This is a genomic window from Corallococcus sp. CA049B (assembly GCF_003611685.1).
Taxonomy (GTDB): Bacteria; Myxococcota; Myxococcia; order Myxococcales; family Myxococcaceae; genus Corallococcus; species Corallococcus coralloides.
Genome location: NZ_RAWC01000130.1, coordinates 1 through 25158 on the forward strand (window position 1 = coordinate 1; position 25158 = coordinate 25158).

22 protein-coding genes are annotated in these 25158 nt (G+C 70.8%); 4 read left to right on the plus strand and 18 right to left on the minus strand.

The features are described from left to right. The first annotated feature begins 123 nt into the window (after positions 1-123). The gene (locus tag D7W82_RS25025) at positions 124-3900 is read left to right on the plus strand and encodes a tetratricopeptide repeat protein (protein ID WP_120620759.1); all 3777 of its coding nucleotides are present in this window, start codon (positions 124-126) and stop codon (positions 3898-3900) included. Between the two features lie 67 nt (positions 3901-3967). Here D7W82_RS25025 and D7W82_RS25030 read toward each other — a convergent pair whose 3' ends face one another. Next, complete coding sequence (locus D7W82_RS25030) at positions 3968-5179, minus strand: isoaspartyl peptidase/L-asparaginase family protein (RefSeq protein WP_199727825.1); 1212 nt, start codon at positions 5177-5179, stop codon at positions 3968-3970. Between the two features lie 217 nt (positions 5180-5396). Between D7W82_RS25030 and D7W82_RS25035 the strand changes: the two genes are divergently transcribed. Then, positions 5397-6062, plus strand: a complete 666-nt coding sequence (locus D7W82_RS25035; RefSeq protein WP_120592400.1) for a type 1 glutamine amidotransferase domain-containing protein — start codon at positions 5397-5399, stop codon at positions 6060-6062. Positions 6063-6066: 4 nt separating this feature from the next. Here D7W82_RS25035 and sufT read toward each other — a convergent pair whose 3' ends face one another. Genes sufT through D7W82_RS25070 form a run of 7 tightly spaced genes read right to left on the minus strand, consistent with a single transcriptional unit; the run spans position 6067 to position 12331 of the window. Further along, the gene (gene sufT / locus D7W82_RS25040; protein WP_120620760.1) at positions 6067-6618 is read right to left on the minus strand and encodes a putative Fe-S cluster assembly protein SufT; all 552 of its coding nucleotides are present in this window, start codon (positions 6616-6618) and stop codon (positions 6067-6069) included. Positions 6619-6627: 9 nt separating this feature from the next. After that, entirely contained in the window at positions 6628-7080 is a 453-nt protein-coding gene (gene sufU / locus D7W82_RS25045; RefSeq protein WP_014393962.1) for a Fe-S cluster assembly sulfur transfer protein SufU, read from the minus strand. Further along, a complete protein-coding gene (locus tag D7W82_RS25050; RefSeq protein ID WP_120620761.1) occupies positions 7077-8306 on the minus strand; it encodes a cysteine desulfurase in 1230 nt (409 codons plus the stop codon). Before D7W82_RS25050 ends, sufU begins: the two co-directional genes overlap by 4 nt. Further along, a complete protein-coding gene (gene sufD, locus D7W82_RS25055) occupies positions 8303-9613 on the minus strand; it encodes a Fe-S cluster assembly protein SufD (RefSeq protein WP_120620762.1) in 1311 nt (436 codons plus the stop codon). Before sufD ends, D7W82_RS25050 begins: the two co-directional genes overlap by 4 nt. Next, complete coding sequence (sufC, locus tag D7W82_RS25060) at positions 9610-10395, minus strand: Fe-S cluster assembly ATPase SufC (protein WP_120620763.1); 786 nt, start codon at positions 10393-10395, stop codon at positions 9610-9612. The genes sufD and sufC overlap by 4 nt, the downstream gene beginning before the upstream one ends. Then, complete coding sequence (gene sufB / locus D7W82_RS25065; protein ID WP_120620764.1) at positions 10395-11834, minus strand: Fe-S cluster assembly protein SufB; 1440 nt, start codon at positions 11832-11834, stop codon at positions 10395-10397. Before sufB ends, sufC begins: the two co-directional genes overlap by 1 nt. Further along, the gene (locus D7W82_RS25070) at positions 11831-12331 is read right to left on the minus strand and encodes an SUF system Fe-S cluster assembly regulator (protein WP_120620765.1); all 501 of its coding nucleotides are present in this window, start codon (positions 12329-12331) and stop codon (positions 11831-11833) included. Before D7W82_RS25070 ends, sufB begins: the two co-directional genes overlap by 4 nt. 156 nt (positions 12332-12487) lie before the next feature. Here D7W82_RS25070 and D7W82_RS25075 point away from each other — a divergent pair, with 156 nt between their 5' ends. Next, positions 12488-13687 (plus strand): ABC transporter substrate-binding protein, encoded by a 1200-nt coding sequence (locus D7W82_RS25075; protein ID WP_120620766.1) that lies wholly within the window; start codon positions 12488-12490, stop codon positions 13685-13687. Between the two features lie 36 nt (positions 13688-13723). Here the strand turns inward: D7W82_RS25075 and D7W82_RS25080 are convergent, their stop codons facing one another. The 6 genes from D7W82_RS25080 to D7W82_RS25105 are packed head-to-tail and all read right to left on the minus strand — an operon-like array spanning position 13724 to position 18421. Further along, entirely contained in the window at positions 13724-13912 is a 189-nt protein-coding gene (locus D7W82_RS25080) for a hypothetical protein (RefSeq protein WP_120620767.1), read from the minus strand. Next, entirely contained in the window at positions 13893-14192 is a 300-nt protein-coding gene (locus tag D7W82_RS25085) for a hypothetical protein (RefSeq protein ID WP_147439525.1), read from the minus strand. Before D7W82_RS25085 ends, D7W82_RS25080 begins: the two co-directional genes overlap by 20 nt. Next, the gene (locus D7W82_RS25090) at positions 14189-15052 is read right to left on the minus strand and encodes a hypothetical protein (protein WP_120620769.1); all 864 of its coding nucleotides are present in this window, start codon (positions 15050-15052) and stop codon (positions 14189-14191) included. Before D7W82_RS25090 ends, D7W82_RS25085 begins: the two co-directional genes overlap by 4 nt. Continuing rightward, positions 15046-16116, minus strand: coding sequence for a hypothetical protein (locus D7W82_RS25095; RefSeq protein ID WP_120620770.1), 1071 nt, complete (start codon positions 16114-16116; stop codon positions 15046-15048). Before D7W82_RS25095 ends, D7W82_RS25090 begins: the two co-directional genes overlap by 7 nt. Continuing rightward, positions 16113-17654, minus strand: a complete 1542-nt coding sequence (locus D7W82_RS25100; RefSeq protein WP_370451071.1) for a TadE/TadG family type IV pilus assembly protein — start codon at positions 17652-17654, stop codon at positions 16113-16115. Before D7W82_RS25100 ends, D7W82_RS25095 begins: the two co-directional genes overlap by 4 nt. Next, the gene (locus tag D7W82_RS25105) at positions 17651-18421 is read right to left on the minus strand and encodes a TadE/TadG family type IV pilus assembly protein (RefSeq protein WP_120620772.1); all 771 of its coding nucleotides are present in this window, start codon (positions 18419-18421) and stop codon (positions 17651-17653) included. The genes D7W82_RS25100 and D7W82_RS25105 overlap by 4 nt, the downstream gene beginning before the upstream one ends. Before the next feature lie 239 nt (positions 18422-18660). Here D7W82_RS25105 and D7W82_RS25110 point away from each other — a divergent pair, with 239 nt between their 5' ends. Further along, positions 18661-19326, plus strand: a complete 666-nt coding sequence (locus tag D7W82_RS25110) for a hypothetical protein (protein WP_147439526.1) — start codon at positions 18661-18663, stop codon at positions 19324-19326. Between the two features lie 28 nt (positions 19327-19354). On the opposite strand, the gene D7W82_RS25115 is transcribed toward D7W82_RS25110, so the two are convergent. From D7W82_RS25115 to D7W82_RS25130, 4 genes are all read right to left on the minus strand, one after another. After that, complete coding sequence (locus D7W82_RS25115) at positions 19355-20902, minus strand: DUF4388 domain-containing protein (RefSeq protein ID WP_120620774.1); 1548 nt, start codon at positions 20900-20902, stop codon at positions 19355-19357. Between the two features lie 14 nt (positions 20903-20916). Continuing rightward, entirely contained in the window at positions 20917-21735 is an 819-nt protein-coding gene (locus D7W82_RS25120; protein ID WP_233587916.1) for a lipopolysaccharide assembly protein LapB, read from the minus strand. A 29-nt stretch (positions 21736-21764) separates the two neighbouring features. Next, entirely contained in the window at positions 21765-22970 is a 1206-nt protein-coding gene (gene hemW / locus D7W82_RS25125) for a radical SAM family heme chaperone HemW (protein WP_120620776.1), read from the minus strand. Positions 22971-22983: 13 nt separating this feature from the next. Then, positions 22984-25158: plectin 1 isoform 8 (locus D7W82_RS25130; RefSeq protein ID WP_120620778.1), on the minus strand; the 2175-nt coding region annotated here is incomplete at its 5' end.

The window sequence follows — 25158 nt, forward strand, 5'->3', positions numbered from 1 at the left end:
AGGCGGCCCCCGCCAAGCCCGCTCCGAAGCGCCGCTAGGGGACAAAGCCGGGTCGGCCCCGGACAGCCATCTCAAGGGGAATATGGCCTCTCCGAGGGGATTGCATTATCCCTCGGCTCCCCTATGCGCACCTTCCGCAGCGGCCTGACCGCGCTCGCCCTCGTCGCCGGCCTCACCGGCTGCCCCCGGCCCTCCTCCGTCGTCGCGCCCCATGTGCTCGAAACCGCCGCAGAGCGGGCCGGCCAGGCTGACGCGGCGGCGCGCACGCTCGCGTTCGCGGGCTTCCACGCGTACCTCGTCGCGGGTGACGCGAAGCTCGCGCAGCAGCGCTTCGACGCCGCCGTGCAGAAGGACCCCGGCGACCCGTACGCCCTGCAGGGACAGGCGCTGCTGGCCCGGCGCAATGGCCAGTCCGACCGCGCGCTCGCCGCGTCGCTGGAGTTGGTGAAGCGCGCGCCCCGCCACCCGGTGGCCGTCATCGCCGCGCGCTACGTGCTGGACCGCGTGGGCACCTCCCGCGCGGAGGACGACACCATCCTCAAGGGCGTGGACGCGGGACTCGCCGCGGGCGCCCGGGGCGAGACGGCCTACCTGCTGCGCGCCGCGCGCCTGTCCGTGGCGAGCCTGCGCGCGGACACGGCCACCCAGGCCCAGACGCTCAAGGACCTGGGCGGCGCGAGCGAGGCCACGCTGGTGGGCCCCTTCTCCCCCTTCCACGTGCTGGCCATCGACGAGCCCATCGCGCCGGAGAAGGACGGCTCCTTCGCGGGCCCCTTCACGGGCGCGTACGGCCCGCTGGCGGCGCGCACGCTGCGCTCGCCGGACGGCCGGCTGGACCTGGGCGGCGAGCCCGGCCACGGGGACATGTACGCGCTGGGCATCGACGCGGAGGTGGCTGAAGGCGGCGTGTACGTGCTGCGCACGGTGAGCCAGACGTCGCACCGCGTGCTGATGGACGGCGCCCCCGTGCTGGAGCGCCGCGACTGGGCGCGCACCGCGTCCACGGTGAGCGTGCGCGCGCTGGAGCTGCCCGCCGGCAAGCACCGCTTCGTGGTGAAGATGTCCCGCGACAACACGCAGGGCGGCCTCTCCTTCGCCCTGGCGAAGGCGGACGGGAGCCCCTCCGGCGTGCGCCTCACCGCCGCCACCGGGCCCGCGCCGCGCTGGAACGCGAGCGCCCCGGGCGAGGTGGAGGCCCCGGACCTGTACCCGGGCGTGGAGGACCTGGCCCAGGCGCTCCAGGGCGAGGCCGGCGAGACGCTGAGCATCTTCCTGGCCGTGCGCGACGGCCTGGCGCGCGACCTGGACGGCACGCACCGGCTGATGGCGAAGCTGGAGGCGACGACGCCCGCGCTGCTCACCCTGCGCGCGGAGCAGGCCGCGCAGGACCGGGGCATCCCGTCCAAGGTGGCGCGAGGCCGGGCCACGCGCGACCTGGAGGCGGCGCTGACGAAGGACCCGGGCAACGTGGCCGCGCTGCTCTTGCGCGCGGACCTCTTCCTGGATGACGGCCAGCCGGCCACCGCGCTGGACACGCTGAAGACGGCGCGCGACGCGGTGAAGCCCGCGGGCTTCCCGGTGCACATCCTCCTGGCCCGCGCCGCGCTGGCGCTGGACGTGGACGCGCAGGCGGAGGTGGCCCTGGCCTCGGCGCTGGAGGCCCAGCCGGGCCTGTGCGAGGCGCTGGGGCTGCAGTACTCGCTGGCGCGCCGGCGCGACGCGGTGGCCCGCACGGACGAACTGGTGAAGGCCCAGGAGGGCTGCCCCGGCGCGGACGCGCGGCGGGTGGACCACCTGCGCACGCGCGGCGACCTGGACGGCGCGGCGAAGGGCTACACGCAGCTGCTCGCGCAGGACCCGGACAACCTCACCACCGCCGCGGCGCTCTCCAGCGTCTACGTGAGCCAGCGCCGCTACGACGACGCGGCGAAGGTGCTCCAGACGCTGGCCACCGTGTGGCCGCGCAACGCGGAAATCCTCAAGCGGCTGGCGGACGTGCGCGAGTACGCGGGCCAGGGACAGGAGGCGCTGAAGCTGCGCGAGCAGGCGCTGAAGCTGGACGGCACGGACCTGGCGCTGCGCCGCGCGGTGGAGCGCGCGAAGACGGGCAAGGAGCTGCTGGCCGCATACGCCATCGACGGCAAGGAGGCGCTGAAGGCCTACGAGGCGGCGCCCGTGACGGGCGGCAGCGCGGCGGCGTACGTGCTGGACGCGGCGGCGGTGCAGGTCTACCCGGACGGCTCGCTCGTCAACCGCATCCACACCATCCAGAAGGCGCTGGAGCAGTCCGGCGTGCAGGAGATCGCGGAGGTGAACATCCCCCGCGGCGCCCAGGTGCTGGCGCTGCGCACGCTCAAGGCGGACGGCCGCGTGCTGGAGCCGGAGAACATCGAGGGCAAGGACACCATGAGCCTGCCCGGCGTGCAGGTCGGTGACTCCGTGGAGGTGGAGTACCTGCTGCCCGAAAGCGACCGCGGCCCCGCGCAGCCGGGCTTCACCGCGTCCGCGTTCTACTTCCAGATCGCCAACCAGCCGAACGCGTGGAGCACGTACACCGTGGTCGCGCCCAAGGGCACGGGCATGAAGGTGGACGCGCACGGCATGAAGGCGCCGCCGCCGGAGGTGAAGGGCGACGCGGAGGTGTTCCACTACGACGCGCGCCGCGTGCCGCCGTTCATCCCGGAGCCGGACTCGCCGCCCTCTGGCAACGAGTACCTGCCCTTCGTGATGGTGGGCGCGGGCGAGACGGGCAACGACGGGCTGGCGCGCGTGTACGGCGACGCGTTCCAGGACCGGTGGATCCGCACCTCGGAGGTGGAGGCGTTCGCGCGCCAGGCCACGGAGGGCAAGAAGGGCCTGGACGCGGTGAAGGCGCTGCACGCGGCGGTGATGAAGCGCTTCTCCGGCCGCGACGCGAGCCTGGCGCAGTCCGCGGCCTCCACCGTGGCGCAGGACCGCGGCAGCCGGCTCACCGTGATGAAGGCGGGCCTGGAGACGCTGGGCATCCCGTCGCGCGTCGCCGCCATCCGCACCTTCAACACCGACCCCGCGCCGTACCTCTTCCCGGCGGACGCGCTCCTGCCCTACGCGGCGCTGCGCGTGGAGGTCCCGGGAGAGGAGCCGGTGTGGCTGGACACGTCCGTGCGCTACGGCCCCTTCGGCGAGCTGCCGGAGACCGCCATGGGCGAGCGCGAGGCGTACCTGCTGCCGGAGCCCGGCAAGCCCTTGCAGAAGGTGAAGACGCCGCCGCTCAAGCCGCGCGCGGGCAAGGACGTGAAGCTCACGCTGGAGCTGGGCGCGGACGGCAGCCTCAAGGGCCAGGGCGAGGAGACCTACTCCGGCTTCGAGGCCGCCCAAATCGCCGAGGCCTTCGAGCAGCTCTCCGCGGAGAGCCGCAACCAGGCGCTCCAGGGCGCGGTGGCGCGCTACTTCGGCGGCGCGGAGCTGTCGTCCGTGAAGCTGGAGCGTCAGGAGGTGGTGGGCGCGCCCTTCGTGCTGCGCTACGCGTTCACCGTGCCGCGCTTCGGGCGCATGGAGGGCGACAGCCGCATGGCGCTGGGCCCCCTCACCTTCCCCGCCCTGCTGGGCCGGCGCTACGTGCAGCTGTCCACGCGCACCACGCCGCTCTACATCGACGACACGGAGGCCAGCCGCACCAACGTCTCGCTCACCCTGCCCCAGGGCTGGAAGCTCAGCGACCCGCAGACGGGCCTGAAGGTGGACAGCCAGTTCGGCCACTTCACCCGGTCGGAGAAGCAGGACGGACGCACGCTCAGCATCTCGGAGTCCTTCAGGCTGCCCCGCGCCCGCGTCATGCCGGCGGAGTACGAGAAGTTCTCCGGCTTCGCCGGTGACGTGGACCTGCTCCAGGTGCGCGAGCTGTTCCTCGTGAAGCAGTAGTCCTTTGCCGGGCTCGGTGCTTCCGCGCACCCGTCAGGGGTGCGCGGAGCGGGGCCCGGCCGGCTGACTAGGGCTGCTGGAAGATGGCGACGGTGGGCGTGCCGTCCTCGCTGATGTAGCCGCGGTACATGCCGCTGGAGTTGAAGGGCATGGCCACGTGGCCCTGGCGGTCCATGGCGATGACGCCGCCCTCGCCGCCGGCCTTCACCAGCACGTCGTGGACGACGTAGTTGGCGGCCTCTGGCAGGGGGAGGTCCTGGTACTCGACGCGGGCGCAGATGTCGCGCGCCACCGTGTAGCGGATGAAGAACTCGCCGTGGCCCGTGGCGGAGACGGCGCAGCGCTCATCCGCGTAGGTGCCCGCGCCGATGATGGGCGCGTCCCCCACCCGGCCGAAGCGCTTGTTGGTCATGCCGCCCGTGGACGTGCCCGCCGCGAGGTTGCCGTCCATGTCCAACGCCACCGCGCCCACCGTGCCGAACTTGTGGTCCCCCGTGATGGGGTCCACGCCCGGCGTCAGTGATGAACCGGGCTGCGGCTGCGCGGGCTGGCCCGGCTGCGGCGCCGACGCGGGCGGCTGTACGGGCGCCGCGGGCGGCTGGCCCTGCGTGGACGGCTGCCCCTGCTCCGCGGGCGGTGCCCCCTTCGCCTTCTCCTGCTCCAGCGCGCGCTGGAGGCCCTGCCAGCGCTCCTCCGTGTAGAAGTACTTCGCGTCCACCAGGGGCATGCCCTGCGACCGAGCGAAGGCCTCCGCCCCGTCCCCCACCATCATCACGTGCGGCGACTTCTCCATCACCAACCGCGCCAGGTCGATGGGGTTCTGGATGTGATGGACGCCGGCCACGGCGCCGGCCATGCGCGTCTTGCCGTCCATCACCGCCGCGTCCAGTTCGTTCACGCCGTCGTGGTTGAACACCGCGCCCTTGCCGGCGTTGAAGTACGGCGAGTCCTCCATCACGCGGATGGCCGCCGTCACCGCGTCCATGCTGCGGCCCCCCTTCGCCAGCACCGAGTGCCCCGCCTGGAGCGCTTCGGTGAGCACGGCGCGCATCGCGGCCTCGCGCTCCGGGGTCAGGTTCTCGCGAGAAATCACGCCCGCGCCGCCGTGGATGACCAGCCCCCACTTGGGCTTCACGCGCGGCGGCTCGTCCGTGCGCAGGGCCGCCTCGTCACGCGCGGCGCCCGCCTGTGACGTCGTGGCGCAGCCCAGCGGGGCCAGCAGCAGCGCGGTGCACGCGAGCAGGCCGCGGTGCATCCAGGAAGGGAACGAGGGGGACATGCCGTGCGCCTCCAGAAGAGAACCCAAGTCGTAAAGCTGTTCCCCCAAGGCGTCCAGCGCCGCCGCGTGCCGCGCCGCAGCAGCCCGCGAGGAGGCATCACCCCGAGCGCCTGCCTGTCCGCCTGCCCTCCGCTTCCCCTCCCGTCAGGGCATGTGCACCGTGCAGGTTCGGGTTGTAGGGCATGCCCAGACATCGGGATATCGGGAGGACGGGGCAATGAAGAAGCTGAAGGGGATGAAGGTGGCCGTGCTGGCGGCGGATGGCTTCGAGCAGGTGGAGCTGACGCGGCCGGTGAAGCGCCTGGAGCGCGAGGGCGCGCACGTCACCATTGTCTCCCTCCACAAGGGCCGCATCCGGGGCATGAACCTGCTGGTGCCCGGCCGCAAGGTGCGCGTGGACGCCACGCTGCGCGACGTGAAGGCCGCGGACTTCGACGCGCTGCTGCTGCCCGGCGGCTTCATGAACCCGGACTTCCTCCGGCAGAGCGCCCTGGCATTGGACTTCGTGAAGGACGCGGACCTCCTGGACCAGCCCATCGCGGTCATCTGTCACGGGCCGTGGCTGCTCGCGTCGGCGGGCCTGTTGGAGGGCCGCCACCTGACGTCCTGGCCGGGCATCCGCAACGACATGGAGAACGCGGGCGCGCACTGGACGGACGAGCCCGTGGTGCGCGACGGCAACTGGGTGTCCAGCCGGGGGCCGCACGACCTGCTCGCCTTCGAGCACGCGATGGTGGAGCTCTTCGCGGAGCGCATGTCGCCCGCCATCGCCCGTCGCGCCACCACGGAAGCCGCGCCCCGCTGGCCCCGCTGGCTCGCGGGAGGGCTCGCCGCCGCGGCCACGCTGGGCCTGGTCGCCCGCGGCCGCAAGGCCCTGGTCTAGCGGATCACATCCAGCCCAGCTGGAGCCGCGCCACGTCCGACATGCGGCTCTGGTCCCACTGCGGCTCCCAGACGAGCTCCACGTTCGCCTCCTTCACGCCGGGCAGCGCGGACACCTTGGAGCGCACGTCCTCCACCAGCACCTGCCCCATGCCGCAGCCGGGCGCCGTCAGCGTCATCTCGATGTCCACGCGCTGACCGCCCTCGTCCAGCGGCGTGGCCTTGCACGTGTACACCAGCCCCAGCTCCACGATGTTCACCGGGATCTCCGGGTCGTAGACCGTGCGCAGCTGCTCCCAGACCTGCTCCTCGTGAAACTCACCGGGCGTGACGCTCTCATCGGGCGTCTTCGCCTTGGCGGCGTACTGTTCGCCCAGCACGTCCGCGTTCTTCTCGTCGATGCGGAACAGCTGGCCGTACGGGTCCTGCACCGTGACGTTGCCGCCCAGCGTCTGCACCACCGTCAACTCCGAGCCCGCCGGCAGCAACACCTTGTCCCCGCTGGGGATGAGCATCGCGTCCACGTCGCGCTCGATGACCGTCATCGCGCCTCGCATGACCCCTCCCTACTCCGTCGACACCGACGTGGAGCGGCCATCCAGCGCCGCGTTCAGCGTGTGCCACGCCAGGCTCGCGCACTTCACCCGGGCCGGGAACTCGCTCACGCCCGACAGCACCGCGAGCTTGCCCAGCGACTCCACGTCCACCTTGTCCGGCCCTTCGGTCACCAGCGTGTGCACGCGCTCGAAGAGGGCCTGCGCCTCTTCCCGCGTCTTGTCCTTCACCGCGCCCGTCATCAGCGACGCGGAGGCCTTGGAGATGGCGCACCCCTGGCCCTGGAAGCCGATGTCGCGGATGACGCCGTCCTCCAGCTTGAGCGTCACGGAGAGCTGGTCGCCGCACAGCGGGTTGTAGCCCTCCGCCGCGCAGGTGGCGCCCTCCACCACCCGGAAGTTGCGCGGGCGCTTGGAGTGCTCCAGCACCACCTCCTGGTACAGGTCCTTGAGGTCCGAGCTCACGCGAACACCTCCTTCACCTTGTGCAGGCCCTTCACCAGCGCGTCCACGTCCTCACGCGTGTTGTAGAGCGCCAGCGACGCCCTCGCCGTGGCCGCTACCCCGAAGCGCTGCATCAGTGGCTGGGCGCAGTGGTGCCCGGTGCGGATGCAGATGCCCTCCTGGTCCAGGATGGTGCCCACGTCGTGCGGGTGGACGTCCTCCAGCGTGAAGGACAGCACGCCCGTCTTGTGCGGCGCCGTGCCCACCAGCTTGAGCCCCGGCACGGACTGGAGCGCGTCCGTCGCGTACGCGAGCAGCCACTGGTCGTGCTGGGACACGTTCTGCATGCCCAGGGCCTCCAGGTAGCGGATGGCCGCGGCCAGCCCCACCGCGCCCGCCATGTCCGGCGTGCCCGCCTCGAAGCGGTGCGGCACGCGGTTGTAGACGGTCTTCTCCATCGTCACGGAGAGGATCATGTCCCCGCCGCCCTGGTACGGCGGCAGCGACTCCAGCATGGCCAGCTTGCCGTACAGCACGCCGATGCCCGTGGGCCCGAAGAGCTTGTGCCCGCTGAAGGCGTAGAAGTCACAGCCCAGGTCCTGCACGTCCACCGGGAAGTGCGTCACCGACTGCGCCCCGTCCACCAGCACCGGGATGTTCTTCGCGTGCGCCTTGGCCACCAGCTCCTTGATGGGGTTCACGGAGCCCAGCGCGTTGGACACGTGCGTAATCGCCAAGAGGCGAGTCTTCTCCGTGAGCAGCGCGTCCACGGTGTCCATGCGCAGCTCGCCGCGGTCGTCCACGGGAATCACGCGCAGCTTCGCGCCCGCCGCGTCGCACACCATCTGCCAGGGCACGATGTTGGAGTGGTGCTCCATGGCGGAGATGAGCACCTCGTCACCCGGGCCCACGTGCTTGCGGCCGTAGGTGGCGGCCACCAGGTTGATGGCCTCCGTGGTGCCGCGCACGAAGATGACCTCGCGCACGTCCTTGGCGTGGATGAAGCGGCGCACCGTCTCGCGAGCGTCCTCGAAGGCCTGCGTGGCGCGCTCGGAGAGGATGTGCACGCCGCGGTGCACGTTCGCGTTGTCGTGCGTGTAGTAGCGCGTCAGCGCGTCCAGCATCGCCTGCGGCTTCTGCCCCGTGGCGGCGCTGTCCAGGTACACCAGCGGCCGGCCCCGCACCTCCTGCCGGAGGATGGGGAAGTCCGCGCGCACCCGCGCCAGGTCGAATCCAGGCCCGCTCATCCCATCACCTCCGCCGTCCCCGGCAGCTTCTCCGCGAGCAACGCCTCCACCCGCGCGCGCACCGGCCCCTCCGGCACCGCGCGCACCAGCTCGCTGGCGAAGGCCTGCGTCAGCATCCGCTCCGCATCCACCTTCGGGATGCCGCGCGAGCGCAGGTAGAACAGCGCGTTGTCATCCAACCGGCCCACCGCCGTGCCGTGGGCGCACTTCACGTCGTCCGCGAAGATCTCCAGCTGAGGCCGCGCGTCCACCTGCGCGCCCTCGGAGAGCAGCAGGTTGCGGCTCTGCTGGCTGGCGTCCGTCTTCTGCGCGTCCTCGCGCACGCGGATCTTCCCGTGGAAGGTGCCGCGCGCGCGGTCGTCCAGCACGCCCTTGTAGAGCTCGCGGCTGGAGCAGTGCGGCACCGCGTGGTCCAGGTCCGTGCGGTTGTCCAGGTGCTGCGTACCCCGGCCCACGAACAGGCCGTTGAGCACGCACTCGCCGCCCTCGCCCGCGAAGGCCGCGTGCACTTCATTGCGAGAAAGCAGCCCGCCAAAGGAGAACGCGTGCGACTGGAAGCGGCTGTCGCGCCCCTGCCGCGAGTACAGCCCGCCCAGGTGCAGCGCGGTGTCACCCTCCGCCTGGAGCTTGAAGTGGCGCAGGCTGGCGTTGTCCCCCAGCGACACCTCCGTCACCGCGTTGGTGAACGTCGCGCCCGAGCCCAGGCCCGCGTACGTCTCCACCAGCGTGGCCTCGCTGCCCTCGCCCGCCACCACGACGATGCGCGGGCTGGCCAGCACCGGCCCGTCGCCGCCGCGCGCGAGGAACAGCAACTGCACCGGCACCTCGCTCAGGGCGCGAGGCGCGAGCGTGAGCAGCGCGCCCTCCTCCAGCAACGCCGCGTTGAGCGACGTGAAGGCATGCGCCGACGGCCGGGCGCGCTGGCCCAGCGTCTCCTGCAACAGCGCCCCGTCCTCGCGCAGCGCCTGCGACAGCGGCTTGAGCACCACACCGCGCGGCAGGCCAGAGAGCACCGACAGGGCCGGCACGAAGCTCCCATCCACGAACACGAGCCGCGGACCGGGCAGCGCCAGCCGCGCCACCGCCTGCGCCACGTCCTCGCCCGCGGACACGTCCCGCACGGGCTGGAACGGATGCGACGACAGCGTGGCCACGGGCGTGTACTTCCACTCCTCGTCCTTGGACGTGGGCAAGCCGCGCGCCTGGAACTGGCTCAGCCCCTCCTCACGCAGCGCCTGGAGCCACGAAGGGGCATCCGCGCGCGCCTGGAAGGCCCGGGCCACGTCCACGTAGTGGGACGCGCTCATGGCCGCGCCTCCTTCGCCTTGGCCGCGCTGCCCTCCCCGCCAATCCAGCCGTAGCCCTTCTCCTCCAGCTCCAGCGCCAGCTCGCGCCCACCCGAGCGCACGATGCGGCCCGCCGCCATCACGTGCACGTGGTCCGGCACGATGTAGTCCAGGAGCCGCTGGTAGTGCGTAATCACCACCATCGCCCGGTCCTTCGAGCGCAGCCCGTTCACCCCGCCCGCCACGATGCGCAGCGCATCGATGTCCAGGCCCGAGTCCGTCTCATCCAGCAGCGCCAGCCGGGGCTGGAGCACCGCCATCTGGAAGATCTCGTTGCGCTTCTTCTCTCCGCCGGAGAAGCCCTCGTTCACGGAGCGGTTCATGAACGCCGCGTCCATCTGCACGAGCTTCGCCTTCTCCTTGGCCAGGGAGAGGAAGTCCATCGCGTCCAGCTCCTCCTCGCCCTTGGCGCGGCGCTGCGCGTTGAGCGCCGTGCGCAGGAAGTGCAGGTTGCCCACGCCCGGAATCTCCACCGGGTACTGGAACCCGAGGAACACGCCCGCCTTCGCGCGCTCCTCCGGCGGAGTCCCCAGCAAATCCCTGCCGTCGAAGCGCACGGTGCCCTTCGTCACTTCGTACGTCTCACGCCCCGCCAGCACGCCCGCGAGCGTGCTCTTGCCGGAGCCGTTGGGCCCCATGATGGCGTGCACTTCACCGGCACCGACTTCCAGGTTGATGCCCTTCAGGATGTCCTTGCCGCCCACGCGGGCGTGCAGGTCCTGGATGCTCAGCAACGACGCCATCACCCCACGCTCCCTTCCAGACTCACGCCCAAGAGCTTCTGCGCTTCCACCGCGAACTCCATGGGCAGCTCCTTGAAGACCTGACGGCAGAAGCCGTTCACGATCATCGACACCGCGTCCTCCTGCGAGATGCCGCGCTGCCGGCAGTAGAAGAGCTGGTCCTCGCCAATCTTCGACGTGGAAGCCTCGTGCTCCACCTGCGCGGTCGCGTTCTTCACCTCGATGTACGGCAGCGTGTGGGCGCCGCACTCGTCACCCAACAGCAGCGAATCGCACTGCGTGTAATTGCGTGCGTTCGCCGCGCTCTTGAGCACCTTCACCAGGCCCCGGTACGTGTTCTGCCCGCGGCCCGCGGAGATGCCCTTGGACACGATGGTGGACCGGGTGTTCTTCCCGATGTGCACCATCTTCGTGCCCGTGTCCGCCTGCTGCCGGTGGTTGGTGAGCGCCACCGAGTAGAACTCGCCCACCGAGTCATCCCCCTTGAGGATGACGCTGGGGTACTTCCACGTAATCGCCGAGCCCGTCTCCACCTGCGTCCACGAAATCTTGGCGCGCTGGTGCGCGATGCCGCGCTTGGTGACGAAGTTGTAGATGCCGCCGCGCCCTTCCGCGTCGCCCGGGTACCAGTTCTGCACCGTGCTGTACTTGATGGACGCGCCGTCCAGCGCCACCAACTCCACCACCGCCGCGTGCAGCTGGTTGGTGTCGCGCATGGGCGCGGTGCAGCCCTCCAGGTAGCTCACGGAGGCGCCTTCATCCGCGATGAGCAGCGTGCGCTCGAACTGGCCCGTATCCGCCGCGTTGATGCGGAAGTACGTGGACAGCTCCATGGGGCACTTCACGCCCTTGGGCACGTAGCAGAAGGAGCCGTCGCTGAAGACCGCGGAGTTGAGCGCCGCGAAGAAGTTGTCGGAGAAGGGCACCACCGTGCCCAGGTAGCGCTCCACCAGCTCCGGGTGCTCGCGCACCGCTTCGGAGAACGAGCAGAAGATGACGCCCGCCTTGTAGAGCTTCTCCCGGAACGTGGTGGCCACCGACACGGAGTCGAAGACGGCATCCACCGCGACGTTCTGCAGCCGCTTCTGCTCCTCCAGCGGGATGCCCAGCTTCTCGTAGGTGCGGAGGATTTCGGGGTCGACCTCCGACAGGCTGTCCTTCTTCGGCTTCTGCTTCGGCGCCGAGTAGTAGCGGATGGCCTGGTAGTCGATGGGGTGGTACTTCACCGCCTGCCACGAGGGCTCCTTCAGCGTGAGCCAGTGGCGGTACGCCTTCAGGCGCCACTCCAGCATGAAGGCCGGCTCGTTCTTCTTCGCGGACAGGACGCGGATGACGTCCTCGTCCAGGCCGGGCGGCAGCGTGTCCGCCTCCACCTGGGTGACGAAGCCCGCCTGGTAGCCCTTGCGGGTGAGCTCCTGGATGGTTTCGGTGGTGCTCATGAGCGGACTCCCGTAGCGGAAGGAGGAGGCGCGCTGACGGAAGCCGGCAGGCCCAGGCCCACCAGCCGCTCCGGCATGCGGGGCGCGGGCGCGCGCAGGTCCGCGAGCGTCAGCTTCCCCAGCGCTTCCTGGATGGCCTGGTTGATGAGGCGCCAGTGGCCGCGCACCTGGCAGACGGACTCCAGCTCACAGGGCCCCGCGGGCTTGCCCTGGTGCTGGCCACACTCCGTGAGGGACACCGGCCCCTCCAGCGCGGACACCAGCTCCGCCAGCGAGATGGCCTCCGCCGGACGCGACAGGCCGTAGCCGCCGCTCGCCCCCCGGTGTGACACCACCAGGCCCGCCTGAAGCAGGCCCTTCAGGACCTTGCTCGCGGACGGAAGGGCAACATGCGTGCGCGCCGCCAGCTCTCGCGTGGTGCGGGTTTCCCCGTCCGCGCGCGCCAGCTCGGTCATCAGCACGATGCCGTAGTCGGTCATCTTGCTCATCCGGAGCATGAGTGGGTGTCTCCCTGGGCTGTCCGCGGGCCCGATGCCCGCGACGGCCTCTTATGTAATGTGGACCTGTTCAGTCCACATTCAAATCGGGGCACAACGAGCTAGGGTGGGGCCGTCCGCTTTTCGTGTCCGTCTCCCCCTCGAGGAGCCTTACCGATGCGCCGTCCCCTCCCCCTCCTGCTCACCGCGCTGGCCCTGGCCCTGGTGGGTTGTGAGAAGAAGTCCGCCCCGGCCCCCGCGCCCGCGCCCGCCACGCAGGGGGGCAGCGCCACCGCCGCACCGCCGGGGCCGCCGCCCGAGGGCAGCATCCTCATTGGCGAGGTGGGCAGCCTCACCGGCTCCGAGGCCACCTTCGGCATCTCCGCGCGCAACGGCATCGACATGGCGCTGCAGGAGGCCAACGCCGCGGGCGGCGTGCGCGGCCAGAAGCTGGTGGTGCGCGTCTACGACAGCCAGGGCCGGCCGGAAGAGGGCGCCCAGGCCGCCACGCGGCTCATCGCGCAGGACAAGGTGGTGGCGCTCCTGGGCGAGGCCGCGTCGTCCGTGTCCATGGCCATGGCGGACAAGGCGCAGGCGGCGAAGGTGCCCATGATCACGCCCACCTCCACCAGCCCGGAGGTGACGAAGAAGGGCGACTACATCTTCCGCGTCTGCTTCATCGACCCGTTCCAGGGACTGGTGATGGCGAAGTTCGCGCGGGAGAACCTCAAGCTCGACAAGGTCGCGGTGCTCACGGACAACAAGAGCGCCTTCTCCGTGGGACTGGCGGACGTCTTCAACCAGAAGTTCAAGGAGTTCGGCGGCACCATCGTCGGCAACGAGAGCTACTCCAAGGGCGACACGGACTTCCGCGCGCAGCTGACGTCCATCAAGAACATGAAGCCGGAGGCGGTGTTCGTCCCGGGCTACTACACGGACGTGGGCATCATCGCGAGGCAGGCGCGCGAGGTGGGCCTGCGCGTGCCGCTGCTGGGCGGTGACGGCTGGGACTCCGACAAGCTGTACGAATTGGGCGGCTCCGCGCTGGAGGGCAGCTACTTCTCCAACCACTACTCGCCGGACAACCCGGACCCCGTCGTGCAGAACTTCCTGAAGAAGTACAAGGCCGCCTACGGCAGCGTGCCGGACAGCGTGGCGGTGCTGGCGTACGACGCCGGGCGCCTGCTGGTGGATGCGATGAAGCGCGCGCCGGACACGTCAGGCCCCGCGCTGCGTGACGCCATCGCGGCCACGAAGGACTTCCCGGGCGTGGCGGGCACCATCAACCTGGACGCCAACCGCGACGCGGTGAAGCAGGCCGTGGTGATGAAGGTGGAGGGCGGCAAGGCGGTGTTCGTCACCACCGTGAAGCCGTAGGCCGCCCCACCCGCTTCCGGCCGCCCGTCCCCGGCGTCAGGGGATGGGCGACTGGATGATGTAGTAGATGGACTGGAAGTAGGTGTTGAGGGCCCGCAGCAGCTGGATGAGGAACGGCCAGCTCAGCACGGTGAAGCCGAAGAACCCCGCCGTGATGACGCCGTACTCCGACATGGCCTGCCCGCGCCGGAGGGCCCGCTTCAGGCTAGTGCGCGTGTTCTTCACCGGGTGCCTCCATCGTCGTGTTGCCGCTCTTGCCCGTGCGGCACTTGTTCACGCACTTGTCCTTGGCCTGGCCGGCGACCTTCGTGCAGTAGGGCTGCGCGTTCTTCGCCTTCTCCTTGCAGACCTTCTCGAACTTCATCTTGTCCTCCGCGCAGCGGCGCTCGCAGCTGACGCCGGCGAAGGCCTGGCCTCCCCACAGCAGCGCGCCCACGCCCAGCGACAGGACCCACATCCGCTTCGTCGAAAGGTTCATCATCCGCTCTCCGCGCGCCGCGTTCATGGCGCGCCCTGGGCTCGCATCAGCGACAGGTGGAACTCCACGTCGCGCCGCGCGGCAGGTTGCCGCAAAGTGGCCTGTCCGCGCAGGCCTTCGCGCGTCAGGGTCAGCTCGGTCTCCTGGAAGCCCGCCGGGCGGGCCTCGGACACGCTCCACCCCTGGTCGCGCAGGAGCGCCTGGTAGGCCTGCTCCGCGTCGGGGAGCGCGGTGTCGGGCAGCCGGCCTGACACGGTGACGTTCGTGGCGCCCTCCATCTTGAGCGACAGGGACGCCGCGTCCTGGAGGCCCTTGGGGACCGGCACGCCCGCGGGGATGCGGTTGCCGGCGCGCTCCAGGTAGTTGCGCATGCGCGCGGAGGAGACGAAGACAAGGGTCTCATCCCCCTGGCGCAGCGTGGACATCAACCGGACCTCGTCGTCCTTGGGGACCCAGTAGCCCACGTAGCCGGCGTTGTCGTTGAAGCGCAGGCCCACCACGGGCAGGCCCTCCCCCAGCAGGAACTGGCGGTAGTGCTGCAGCACCTGATCCGACGAGTCCTTCGTGGCGAACCACGACACCGCGATGGGCGTGCCCGGGCCCAGGTAGTCCGCGGCCAGCGCCTCCGGACGTCCACCGTTGGGATAGGGCGGGAAGTACGTCAGCGTGCGCGCCAGGATGGCTTCATCCTGCTTCGAGCGCCCCGAGCCCCGCGGCGTCTCCTGGTCCAGCGCGTCCGCGGCGGCCTCCGCCCGCTCCAGCTCCGTGCGGGTGTTGCCGTAGCGCGCCTCCTCCCAGCCCATCCCGATGAGCATGCCCGCCACCGACACCGACACCAGCACCGCGGCGGTGCGGAAGGCGGGGTGCGTGGCCAGCGACTTCAGCACGACTCCGCGTCCTTACAGCCCATGTACCAGTCACCGCGCTCGCCGTGCTTGTACGTGTTCTGGTTCTTGTCCTGGTCCCAGTCGCGCCACTCCTGGTTGAAGTAGCGGGTGCTCCCCTCCTGGTCCACGGTGTTGGCCGGGGTCTGCATGTTGGCCAGGTGCGGGTGGATGGAGATGTACGGGTCTTCGGGCGAGTCCTCGAACATGTACAGCATGGTGCCGTCCAGCAGGTCCTCCGTGATCTTCTGCCGGAAGTCCTGCATATAGGTGCGCATGGCGTTGTACGTGGGGACGCTCGTGTACTGGTTCTTCATGCGGTCGTACATCTCACCGCTGGAGTCGGAAGGAGAGATGTCCGCGTCCTGGGTCAGCGCCCAGGTGTCGGTGAGGATCCCCATGGTCTCCTTCTTGAGGAAGTAGGCGTTGGCCTTGGTGCCCTCCTGGGCGTTGCTGTGGACGTTCTCCACGCCCTTGTCCTTCCAGTTCTCCCGGGTCAGCTTCACCTTGCTGAACTCCGGCAGGAACTCCTCGGGCAAGAGGTAGTTCTCCACCACGGCGCGGGCCTCGCAGAAGATGAGGCCGCCGTTGGTGAACTCGCCCTGGTAGTCGTCCGAGAGGCCGCCCAGGCCCGCGGCGCCCGTGTCCGGAGCACTGCACGTCACCTGCTGGGCGTTGTCGTTCATCCAGCAGACGTGCGCGACGACCGCCAGGTGGTGGTCCGTGTCCTCGCAGTCCGCGTAGTTGCTGCCGGACATGACATCCGGCCGGTCGATGCCGGACTCGTGGTCGCAGTACGTGAGGCGGGCGTTGTGCTGCACGTTGGAGCTGCCGCCCTGGGGGCCCGTGCCACCGCCACCGCTCTGCTTGAGGCCCTTCGTGTAGTCCTGCGTGGTGAAGTCCCAGATGGTCGTCACCGCGGCCTCCTGGTTGTCCAGCGAGTAGCGCAGGAGGTCGTCCAGGAAGAGCGCGTACATGAAGATGGGGATGAGCGCGACCATGGAGAGCGCCATCTCCACGGAGGCGGCGCCGCGGCGTCCCCTGCGCGACGGGTGCGGAGTGCTCATAGGGCCAGGTCCTTGGCGTTCGCGAGCTGGGCGGCGTCCGAGTTGCCCGCCCGGTTCAGCACCTGCGCGGCCTCCTGGGCGGAGAACGGGTGCAGCTTCACGCGCCAGTAGGGGTTGAAGAGGCCCGGGGCCTCCTTCCAGCCGTTGGGCCCCAGGCGGTGGTAGTAGACGAGCGCCTTGGAGAGCGCCGCGCCCTCACCGGGAGCAAGCCGCAGCTGCCCGTCGCCCTGGGCGCCGTGCGTGAGCGTGAAGCTGCCGTTGGAGTTGAGCTCCCAGGGCGCCTGGGCCCCGCCTCCCACGAAGAACTGCTTGGTGACGTAGCTGTAGACGCGCGGCTGGCCCCAGTCGCGGGAGGGGTCGTCGCTGGCGCGGAACTTCATGAAGCAGTTGCCGTTGCTCGAGCAGCCCATCAAGTCCTTGGTGTTGATGCCCTTGAACTTGTCGTGCTGGTCGGTGTGCGCGCCGGAGGGCTCGTGGCTGCCGCCGTTCTCACTGCTCGCCACCAGGGCTTCGTAGCCGCCGGTGCCGAAGCCGTGGCGCCACTGCTGGATGAGGCGGCCGTGCTCGTCCGCGACCACGACCTTGCCCTCGTTGCCGGTGACCTGGCCAGGGCCGTGGATGTTGCTCTTGGTCTGGGTGACCTTCGCCGTCCCCTTGTGGCCCACCGCCATGTGGGTGCCCTCGCCGGGGATGTCCTTGAGCAGGTCCTGGATGAACTCGCTTTTGTAGTAGGTGGGCAGCCCGTTCATGATGACCGGCAGGCTGCGGTTGGCGGCCCAGCCGGGGCGGGACGCGTTGGCGATCTCCGTCATCACCTGCGCCCGGGACTTGGTGCTGGAGTTGGCGGCGCGCGAGCAGTTCATCCCGTCCACCGCGCAGTCGAACTCATCCGCGTTCATCCCGCCCACGCCGGACTCCAGCTCGCTGGCGCCGGGGACGTTCTTCTCGGTCAGCTGGGACAGGTCCGCGGACTGGCCGTCGCGCAGCGCGTTCTTGGCGGCCCGGTGGACCGTCTGCTGGGAGGCGTGGATCCTGTTCGCCATGTTGTCCAGCTCCTCGATGACCTTGTTGAAGGAGCTCTCGACGCCCTGGACCTTCTGGTCGTAGTCGCTGGCCTTGGAGCTGTAGTCCATGGCGATCATCAGCGCTTCAATCGCGTCGAAGCAGTGCTGGAAGTTGTAGGGCGGGCACTGCGCCACCTCCATGGCGGCGATGATGAAGAAGCTCATCTGCCCGGCGCGCATCATCTCGCCGGTGGCGCTGGCCGCGGCCATGTAGCCGTGCACGGACGTCATGCCCACGTAGGTGGACGCGATGGCCCGGTTGCTGGCCGCGTAGTAGTTGAGCGCGCGCGCCTCCACGACGCCCATGGAGTACGCGAGCGCGTCGCTGTGCTGCTGCAGGCTCATCTTCTGCCGCAGGGCATGGCTCAGGTTGAAGCTCAGCGTCGTCATCAGCGCGAGCAGCAGGAACGACAGACACGCGAGCACCAGGGCCTGGCCCCGGTGGCGGCGCTTGGGCCGGGAGGCGGACCTCACGGTTCGAACGGGAAGATGCATTCGTTCCTCTCCGGAAGTTCCTTCTGGGTGAGGTAGAGATTGGAGTGCATCCGCATGATGTACGTGGCGCGGATGGGCAGGATGTAGAGCTTGTTGTCCGCGGCGGAGTCGTACTTGGACATCTTCTTGACGATGAACTCGTTACGGTCCGAGTCCTTGCCCAGGCGCAGCACGTACGGCAGGTCGCGGCCGCGCGCGATGTTGTAGATGACGACGTCCGCGAACGGGATGGGCAGGCGGTAGTTGAACGTCACCTGCACGCTCAGCTTGGTGCGCAGGCTGTCCGCCCAGCCGCCTTCACCGGAGGCGACCCGCGGATCATCGAAGTCCATCTCCTTGTTGTCGTGGGAGCCGGAGCCCAGGTCCCCCTTGAGGGGGTTGCAGATGGTGACCTCCGCGAACTTCAGACCGGAGGCGTCGCCCATCTGGTTCTTGCCGATGTCGCCGCCCTCGAACTTGGACTTGAAGTCGCTGGCGCTGGTGATGGGCTTGATGATCTCCGCGCCCCCGCTGGCGGCCGTGCTCACCATGGGCAGGAGCACCGCCAGGGCGGCCTTCTCCATGGTGGGGATGTCCGCGTTGTGGATGGAGCCGGCGCGCACGGCCTTGTAGGCCGCGTACTTCGTCAGGAGCCGGGCCTGGTGCATCAACCCCAGCTGGAGGATGCCCAGCAGCATGAACACGAACAGGGGCAAGACGATGGCCGTCTCCACCGCCACCTGGCCTGATTCACCGCCGCGCCTCATGCTTCGCCCCTGTACTGAAAATACCCCAAGGTGGGAGGCTTCCCGACCCATTGTGCCGTTACCATACCGCCCGTAGGTTCGGCGGGAATCGGCCAAGTGGCCGGGAATGCAGGCCCGGCCTCCGGGCTTGCGGACATTATCGGGCCGGCCGGGTCCCGGGGTGCTTGACGCTGTGCGCTGGCCATGGTTGGCACGCCCATCCGCGTTGAGCGCAGGGAGCGAAATCAATGAACTGGCACGTGGCGAAGCGAATGGGCGTGGTGCTGGCGGTGGCGTTGCTGGCAGCCTGCTCGGATGAAGGGGACGGCAACCCGGACGGCGGCGGCGGTCCCGACGGCGGCACGATCACTGCGTCCGCGGGTCCGGGCACGGGGACGTCCAAGGCGAAGCCGGAGGGCGCGCCCTTCACGCTGCCGGCGGGCATCACGCTCGAGACGCCGTTGAAGAGCTTCTACACCGAGGACCCACTGGACTGCGACGACAAGGACAAGGAGGACGCCAAGGGCGGCGGCGGCTCCGTGACCCTGTGCCTCATCTTCCGCAACACCACCGGCGGCCCCATCACGGTCACGCTGCCCCCCGGCCTCATGCTCGTCTCCGAGAGCACGAAGATCCAGAACGGCCTGCTGGTGAAGCAGACCACCATCGAGGTGCCGGCGGGTGAGCGCTACTTCGTGCCCCTGTTCCTGTACTGCGCCAACCAGGACCGGGAGACCAGCGGCGTCGGCGACGACTACACGCTGGGCCCCATCATCGGGTACGAGGGCTTCCAGGAGCTGTACTCGCTGCTCGCGGGCAAGCAGCTGACGCGCGAGGACGACGTGGCCATCCAGCTGGCCGTCACCCACCTGACGAACGGCGAGGGGCTGTCCGCCGCCGACCGCGCCGCCCTCCGCGCGATGTAGCCGCCTGGGTTCTGACGCCCGGCGGGGCTCACTTCCGCCGGGCGATCTCCTGGATGAGCGCCACGTAGCGGCGCTGCTGGGGGTTGAGCTTGAAGGCCTTGCGCAGGGCGTCCTCCGCGAGCGCCCACTGGCCCTCGCCCCGGGCCACGTCGCCCAGGAAGGCCCAGCCCTCCTCCAGGCCGGGCTCCTGGCGCGTCAGCTCCTGGAGCTCCTGGAGCACCAGCCGGCCGTGCGCCTCCGGCTTCATCAGGTAGCGCGCCCAGGCGCGGTGGGCCTGGTAGAGCGGCCGGGGGTCGATGTCGCAGGCGTATTCGAAGTACTCGAAGGCGCCCGCGAAGTTGCGCGCCTCCAGGCGCCGCTTGGCTTCGTCGAACTGGGTGGTGGCGTCCAGCAGGTCCGTGCGGATGCGGAACTGCTCCGCGGTGGAGGGCCGGCCGGTGTTCTGGCGGGCCTTCTCCCGGTGCGCCTGCCGGCGCTTCTTCCACAGCGCGTTCTGCTCCGGCTCCGACAGCGCGCCGTAGGCCCGCGCGTACGCGGCGAGCATTCCTTCCGCCTTCTCCTTCAGCTCCGAGGTCTGGAAGCGCAACGGGGAGAAGCGGTCCGCGGCGGCGAGGAACGCCTTGCGCAGCGCCACCGGCTGCACGTCCTCCGGCACGTCCAACAGCGCGAACGGATCCATGCCGCGGTGGTTGAGGAACGCGCCCACGAGCGCGTTGCGCGCGGCCTCGTCCTCGTCCGCGAAGGGCGTGCCGGACAGGGCCTGCTGGGCCGGCACGGGCACCGGCGTGGGGACGGGCTCCGGCGCGGGGACGACAGGGGCCTTGCGGGCCAGCTCCTCCGCGCGCGCGTCCACGTCCTCCGCGAAGCCCGCCACGCCCAGCATGCACAGCGCGTAGAGCCGGCGCAGCACGGAGTCCATGTCGAAGCCGGTGCGCTCCAGCAGCTCGTTGAAGGTGGGGCGCTGGCGCAGGGCCTGGAACAGGCGCGCGTCCTTGGAGGACAGCTTGGGGGCGGACTCCACGCCGGGCATCTGTCCGAAGCGGCGGTCGTCCGTGAAGGTGAAGTGCGTGGCGACGGTGTCGAAGGGCAGCTGGGTGGAGACGCCGGTGAGGATGAGCTGCGCGGTGTTGGCGCGCACGGTGGCGTCCGGGTGCTCCACGTCCGCGATGAGGCGGTACTTCGCCTCCGTCCAGCGGAAGCAGTCCAGGAGCTTGTGCGCCAGGTTCGCCTGGAGCTGCTTGTAGAGGTCGAAGGGGCTGATGAGCCCCTTCTGCACGAGCAGCCCGCCCAGCTGCATGCCCGAGGACACGCTCTCCGCCAGGGACTTCTGGTAGTCGCCTTCCGTCAGGCGGCCCTTCTCCACCAGGTACTTGCCCAGCGTCTCGTGCAGGAGGTTGGAGTTGCACGCCACGGGCGCGCCGTCCTCGAAGGTGATGCGCTTCTCGCGCTGGCGCACCTTGAGCTCCAGCGTGCAGGTGCGCTCCTCCACCATCAGCGCGTGCAAGAGCAGCGGGAAGGGTGTGTCCGCCAGCAGGCCCTCGCGCTGGCGCAACACCTGGGACGGCAGGGGGAACATGCGCGGAAAGCCTACTACTCCGCGTCGTCGCCGCCCATGTCGTCCGCGGCGTAGGGATCATCCTCGTAGACGCCGTAGGGGCTGTAGGTGTCGTGCGTGGGCAGGTAGCGGGTCAGGTACGCCCCCACGCCCATGAACACCAGGGCCACGGCGGCGTACGTCAGCGGGCGGGACGGACGGGCCCGGTATGCCCACCAGCGGTCGCGGCGCTTCTGGAAGCGCGGGGCGACGGCGTACTCGCGCCAGGCGGCGTCGCGGGCCTCCTGCGCCTCCACGTCCAGGCCCTCCTTGTCCAGCGCGCGCGACAGGAGCACGCGCCCCTCCACGGAGCCCTGACGTACCTGGAGGAAGCGCCCCAGGGCCTCACGCGCGCCCTTGAAGTCGCCGCGCTGGAGGCGGAAGCGGCCGCGCTCCAGGTCGATGGCGCCCTGCCGGTAGTCGGCGTCCAGGCGCTCGGCCTCGGTGAGCAGCAGCTCGCCCCGGGGCGCGTCCCCCGCGCCCAGGTAGGCCACGCCCAGGAGGTAGAGGGTGTCCACGTCGTCGTCGCCCGCGTCCAGGTTGGGGCGCAGGAGGTCCACCGCCTCCTGGTAGCGCTTCTGGCCCACGCGGATGTCGGCCAGCTCCGCGCGGGCGCGGCGGTCGTGGGTGTTGGTGAGGATGGTGCCCGCGAGTTCCCCCGCGCGCTGCCACCGCTTGAAGGCGCGCATGGGGCTGGGCAGCACCTGCAACGTGAACCGGTCCGCCGCGAACAGCAGCACGACCAGCAGCCCCAGGGACAAGAGCGGGCTGCCCGTCAGCATCGTGAGGCCCATCCACATCAACCACTTGGTCAGCACGGTCGAATCGTCCTTCCTGGAACCGCCTACAACAGCCGCGCGCAGATGGCGCTGTGCACGTCCGCCCCCCGCTCCGTCAGGGCCAGCCTGCGGCCATGACGCGTGGCGAAGCCGTGGGCCACCAGCCGCTCCACCTCCGCACGCCGGGGCTCCACGGGCTGGCCGTATCGCTCACAGACGGCCTCCCAGTCCACCCCCGACACCAGGCGCAGGCCCATGCTCAGCCGCTCGGCGAAGAGCTCCTCGGGGCCCAGGTCCTCGCGGCTCGCCTCCGGCAGCCGGGTCTCCTCCACCGCGCGCAGGTAGGCCTCCGGACTCCGGAGGTTCACGTAGCGGTGGGCCGTGGGGGACAGCAGCATGCCGGTGGCGCCCACGCCCAGCGCCAGGTACTCGCCGCCGGTCCAGTAGAGCGCGTTGTGCCGGGAGCTGAAGCCGGGGCGCGCGTGGTTGGACACCTCGTAGCGGGTGAGGCCGTGGGCGCCGTACACGTCGCGCACCGTCTGGGCCATGGCCACCACGTCGTCGTCCTCCGGCAGGGAGAGCTCGCCGCGGTCCAGCTGCTTGGACAGCGGCGTGGACTCCGCCAGCACCTCGCGCTCCACCGTCAGCGCGTAGGTGGACAGGTGCTCCGGCTCCAGCGCCACCGCGCGGCGCGCGTCCGCCTCCACCTGCGCGACCGTCTGGCCGTGCACGCCGTAGATGAAGTCCAGCGCCACCACGGGGAAGTCCGCCTGGCGCGCCGCCGCCACCGCGCCCTCCACCATGCCAGCGTCGTGCGCGCGGCCCAGCGCCTTCAGCGTCTGTGGCTGGAAGGACTGCACGCCCAGCGACAGCCGGTTGATGCCCGCGGCGCGGTAGCCGGCGAAGCGCTCCGCGTCCGCGCGCTCCGGGTTGCCCTCCAGGGAGACTTCCAGCCCGGGGGCGAGCGACATGCGCGCGGCGATGCCCTCCAGCACGCGCGCCACGTAGCGGGGGTGCCACAGGGACGGCGTGCCGCCGCCCAGGAAGAGGGACTCCAGCGGCTTTACGCGCAGCGACGGGTCCGCGGCGAGGCGAGCGTCCAGCTCCGCCAGCACCGCGTTCGCGTAGCGCTCCTCCGGCACCTGGCGCGCCACCGCCACCGCGAAGTCGCAGTAGGGGCACTTGGCCAGGCAGTACGGGAAGTGCAGGTACAGCCCGAAGCGGGCCGCCTGCATGCCCGTCAATGGGTCCGTGGGCGCGGCGAAGGACATGGAGGTCCAACCTCTACTTCAAGGCCTTCAATTGCGCTTCCAGCCTCGCCACCTTCGCCTTGGTGCTGGCAGCCGATTCGAGCGCTGCCTCGGCCGCCATCAGCTTGCGCTTCATGGAGGCCACGTCCGCCCTGAGCTGGTCGCGCTCCGCGGCCCAGTCCGCGGGCACGCCGGCGCTGGCAGCGGGCGCCTCCGCGAGCTTCGCTTCGAGCCCCTGACGGGCCGCCTGCTCCCCTTCGAGCGCGGCGCGAGCCTCTTCCAGCTGCGCCTCCAGCGCCGCCTTCACGCCCTGCTCCTCCAGGAGCGTGACGTCGGCCTGCGCGACCTTCGCCTCCAGCAGTGCCCTGGCGCCCTGCTCCGACGCGAGCTTCGCTTCGAGCGCGGCCTTCGCCGCGTCCAGGTCCTTCACGCGGGCCGCCTGCGCTTCGGCGACGCGCCGCTTGGACTCGGAGGCCTCCAGCGCGCCCTCCACCATCTTCACGCGCTGCTGGAGCCGGTCCACCTTGTCCGCTTCCGCGCGGGCCGCCTCCAGCTGCTCGTTGAGGGAGACCAGCTCCTCGCGCTGGCCGTCGTGCCCCGCGCTCAGCGCCTCGGCGCGGCCCTCGGCCTCGGCGGCCTGCACCCGGGCGTCCGCGATCTCCGCTTCCACCGCCTCGCGGCGGGCGCGCTCCAGCGCCAGCTCCTCCTGGGCCTTGGCGACCAGGGCCTGCTGGCGCTGCACCTCCGCCTCGCGCTGGCCCGCGGCCGTCTCCAGCATGGACGCGCGCGCGGAGAAGCCCACGCGCTCCGCCTGCGTGGTGGCGAGCTTGCGCTCCACGGCGGCGAGCTGCTCCTGGTGCGCTTCGCGCTCGGCCTGCGCGGCCGCGACCTGGGCGGTGAGCTCCGCCAGCTGGGCCTCCAGCGCGGCGGCCTTCGCCTCCGCCTCGTGCACCCGGCCCTCGGCTTCGTGCACCGCTTCGCCGAGCGCCGCCGCGTCCGACTCCATCCGGTCGCGCAGCGAGACCTGCTCGACCTCCGCGGCCTCCAACACCTCACGCAGCGAGGCCAGCTCCGACTCGGCCATGCGCGCGCGGACCTCCGCGGCCTCCACCTCGGCGCGCGCGGCTTCACGCGCCTGGGCCACCTCCGCCTCCAGCTCGCGCACGCGCGCCTGGACCCGGGCGGCCTCCGCGGCGCGGCCCTCCAAGGCGCTCCGGAGCGAGGGCAGCTCCGCGGCCTCCGCCGTGCGCGCGGTGAGCGCGGCGCGCAGCCCCACCGCGTCCGCGTCCTTCAGCGCGAGCGCGCGCTCCAGCTCCGTCACCTGCGTCTGGAGCGTCTTGAGCCCGTCCTCCACCACCGCGAGCTGCCGGCGCGCGGCGTCCCGCTCGCCCTCCATCCCCTTCGCGTGGGCGTGCGCCTCCTCCAGCGAGCTGCGCGACCAGTCGCTCTCGCTCTCCAGGGCCCCCATGGCGCCCTTCGCCTCCGCGAGCGCCGTCTCCAGCTGGCTGATGTTGAGCGCCTGCGCGTCGCGCTCGGTGGTCAGCCGCTCCACGTCCGCGAGCACCGACTGGTACTGCTCCTGGACCGCCTCCAGCGCGCCCTGCGCCTCGGACTTGCCGGAGGCCAGCTCCGCCACGCGGTCCTGCGCGAGCCCCAGCGCCTCCTTCGCGCCGACCAGCTCCTCCGCCATCGCCCCGCGCGACTCGCGCTCGGCGTGGAGCTCCTCCGTCAGCCGGGGGAGCTCCGACTCCACCTCCGCCAGCGCGCGCGTGAGGTCCTTGCGGTCCGCCTCCGACGCGGCGAGCTCCGCCTCCAGCGAGGCGACCTTCGCCTGGGCCAGCTTCAGCCGCTGCTCGTCCTGCGCGGACGGCGCCGGAGCACCGCCGCCGCCCTCCTTGCGCGCCTTCTCCAGCGAGGCCTTGAGCTGGGTGACCTCGCCCTCGCGCTCGGCGTACAGCGCGCGCGCCCGGGCCAGGGTCTCCGTCTTCTGCTTCAGGATGCCCCGGAAGAACTCCAGCTTGTCCTCCGCCGAGCCGCCCATGGGCAGCCGGGGCTCCGCGGGCTCCGCGAAGGGGTCTCCCTTGCCGGGGCTGCGCGCCGCGGCCGCCGGGGACGGAGGCGTGGTCGTGGGCAACCCTCCACCGCCGATGGGCGCGGGGGTCGTGGGCACCCGGGCGGCCGGCGCGGCGGCCGGGGATGCGGGCAGGCC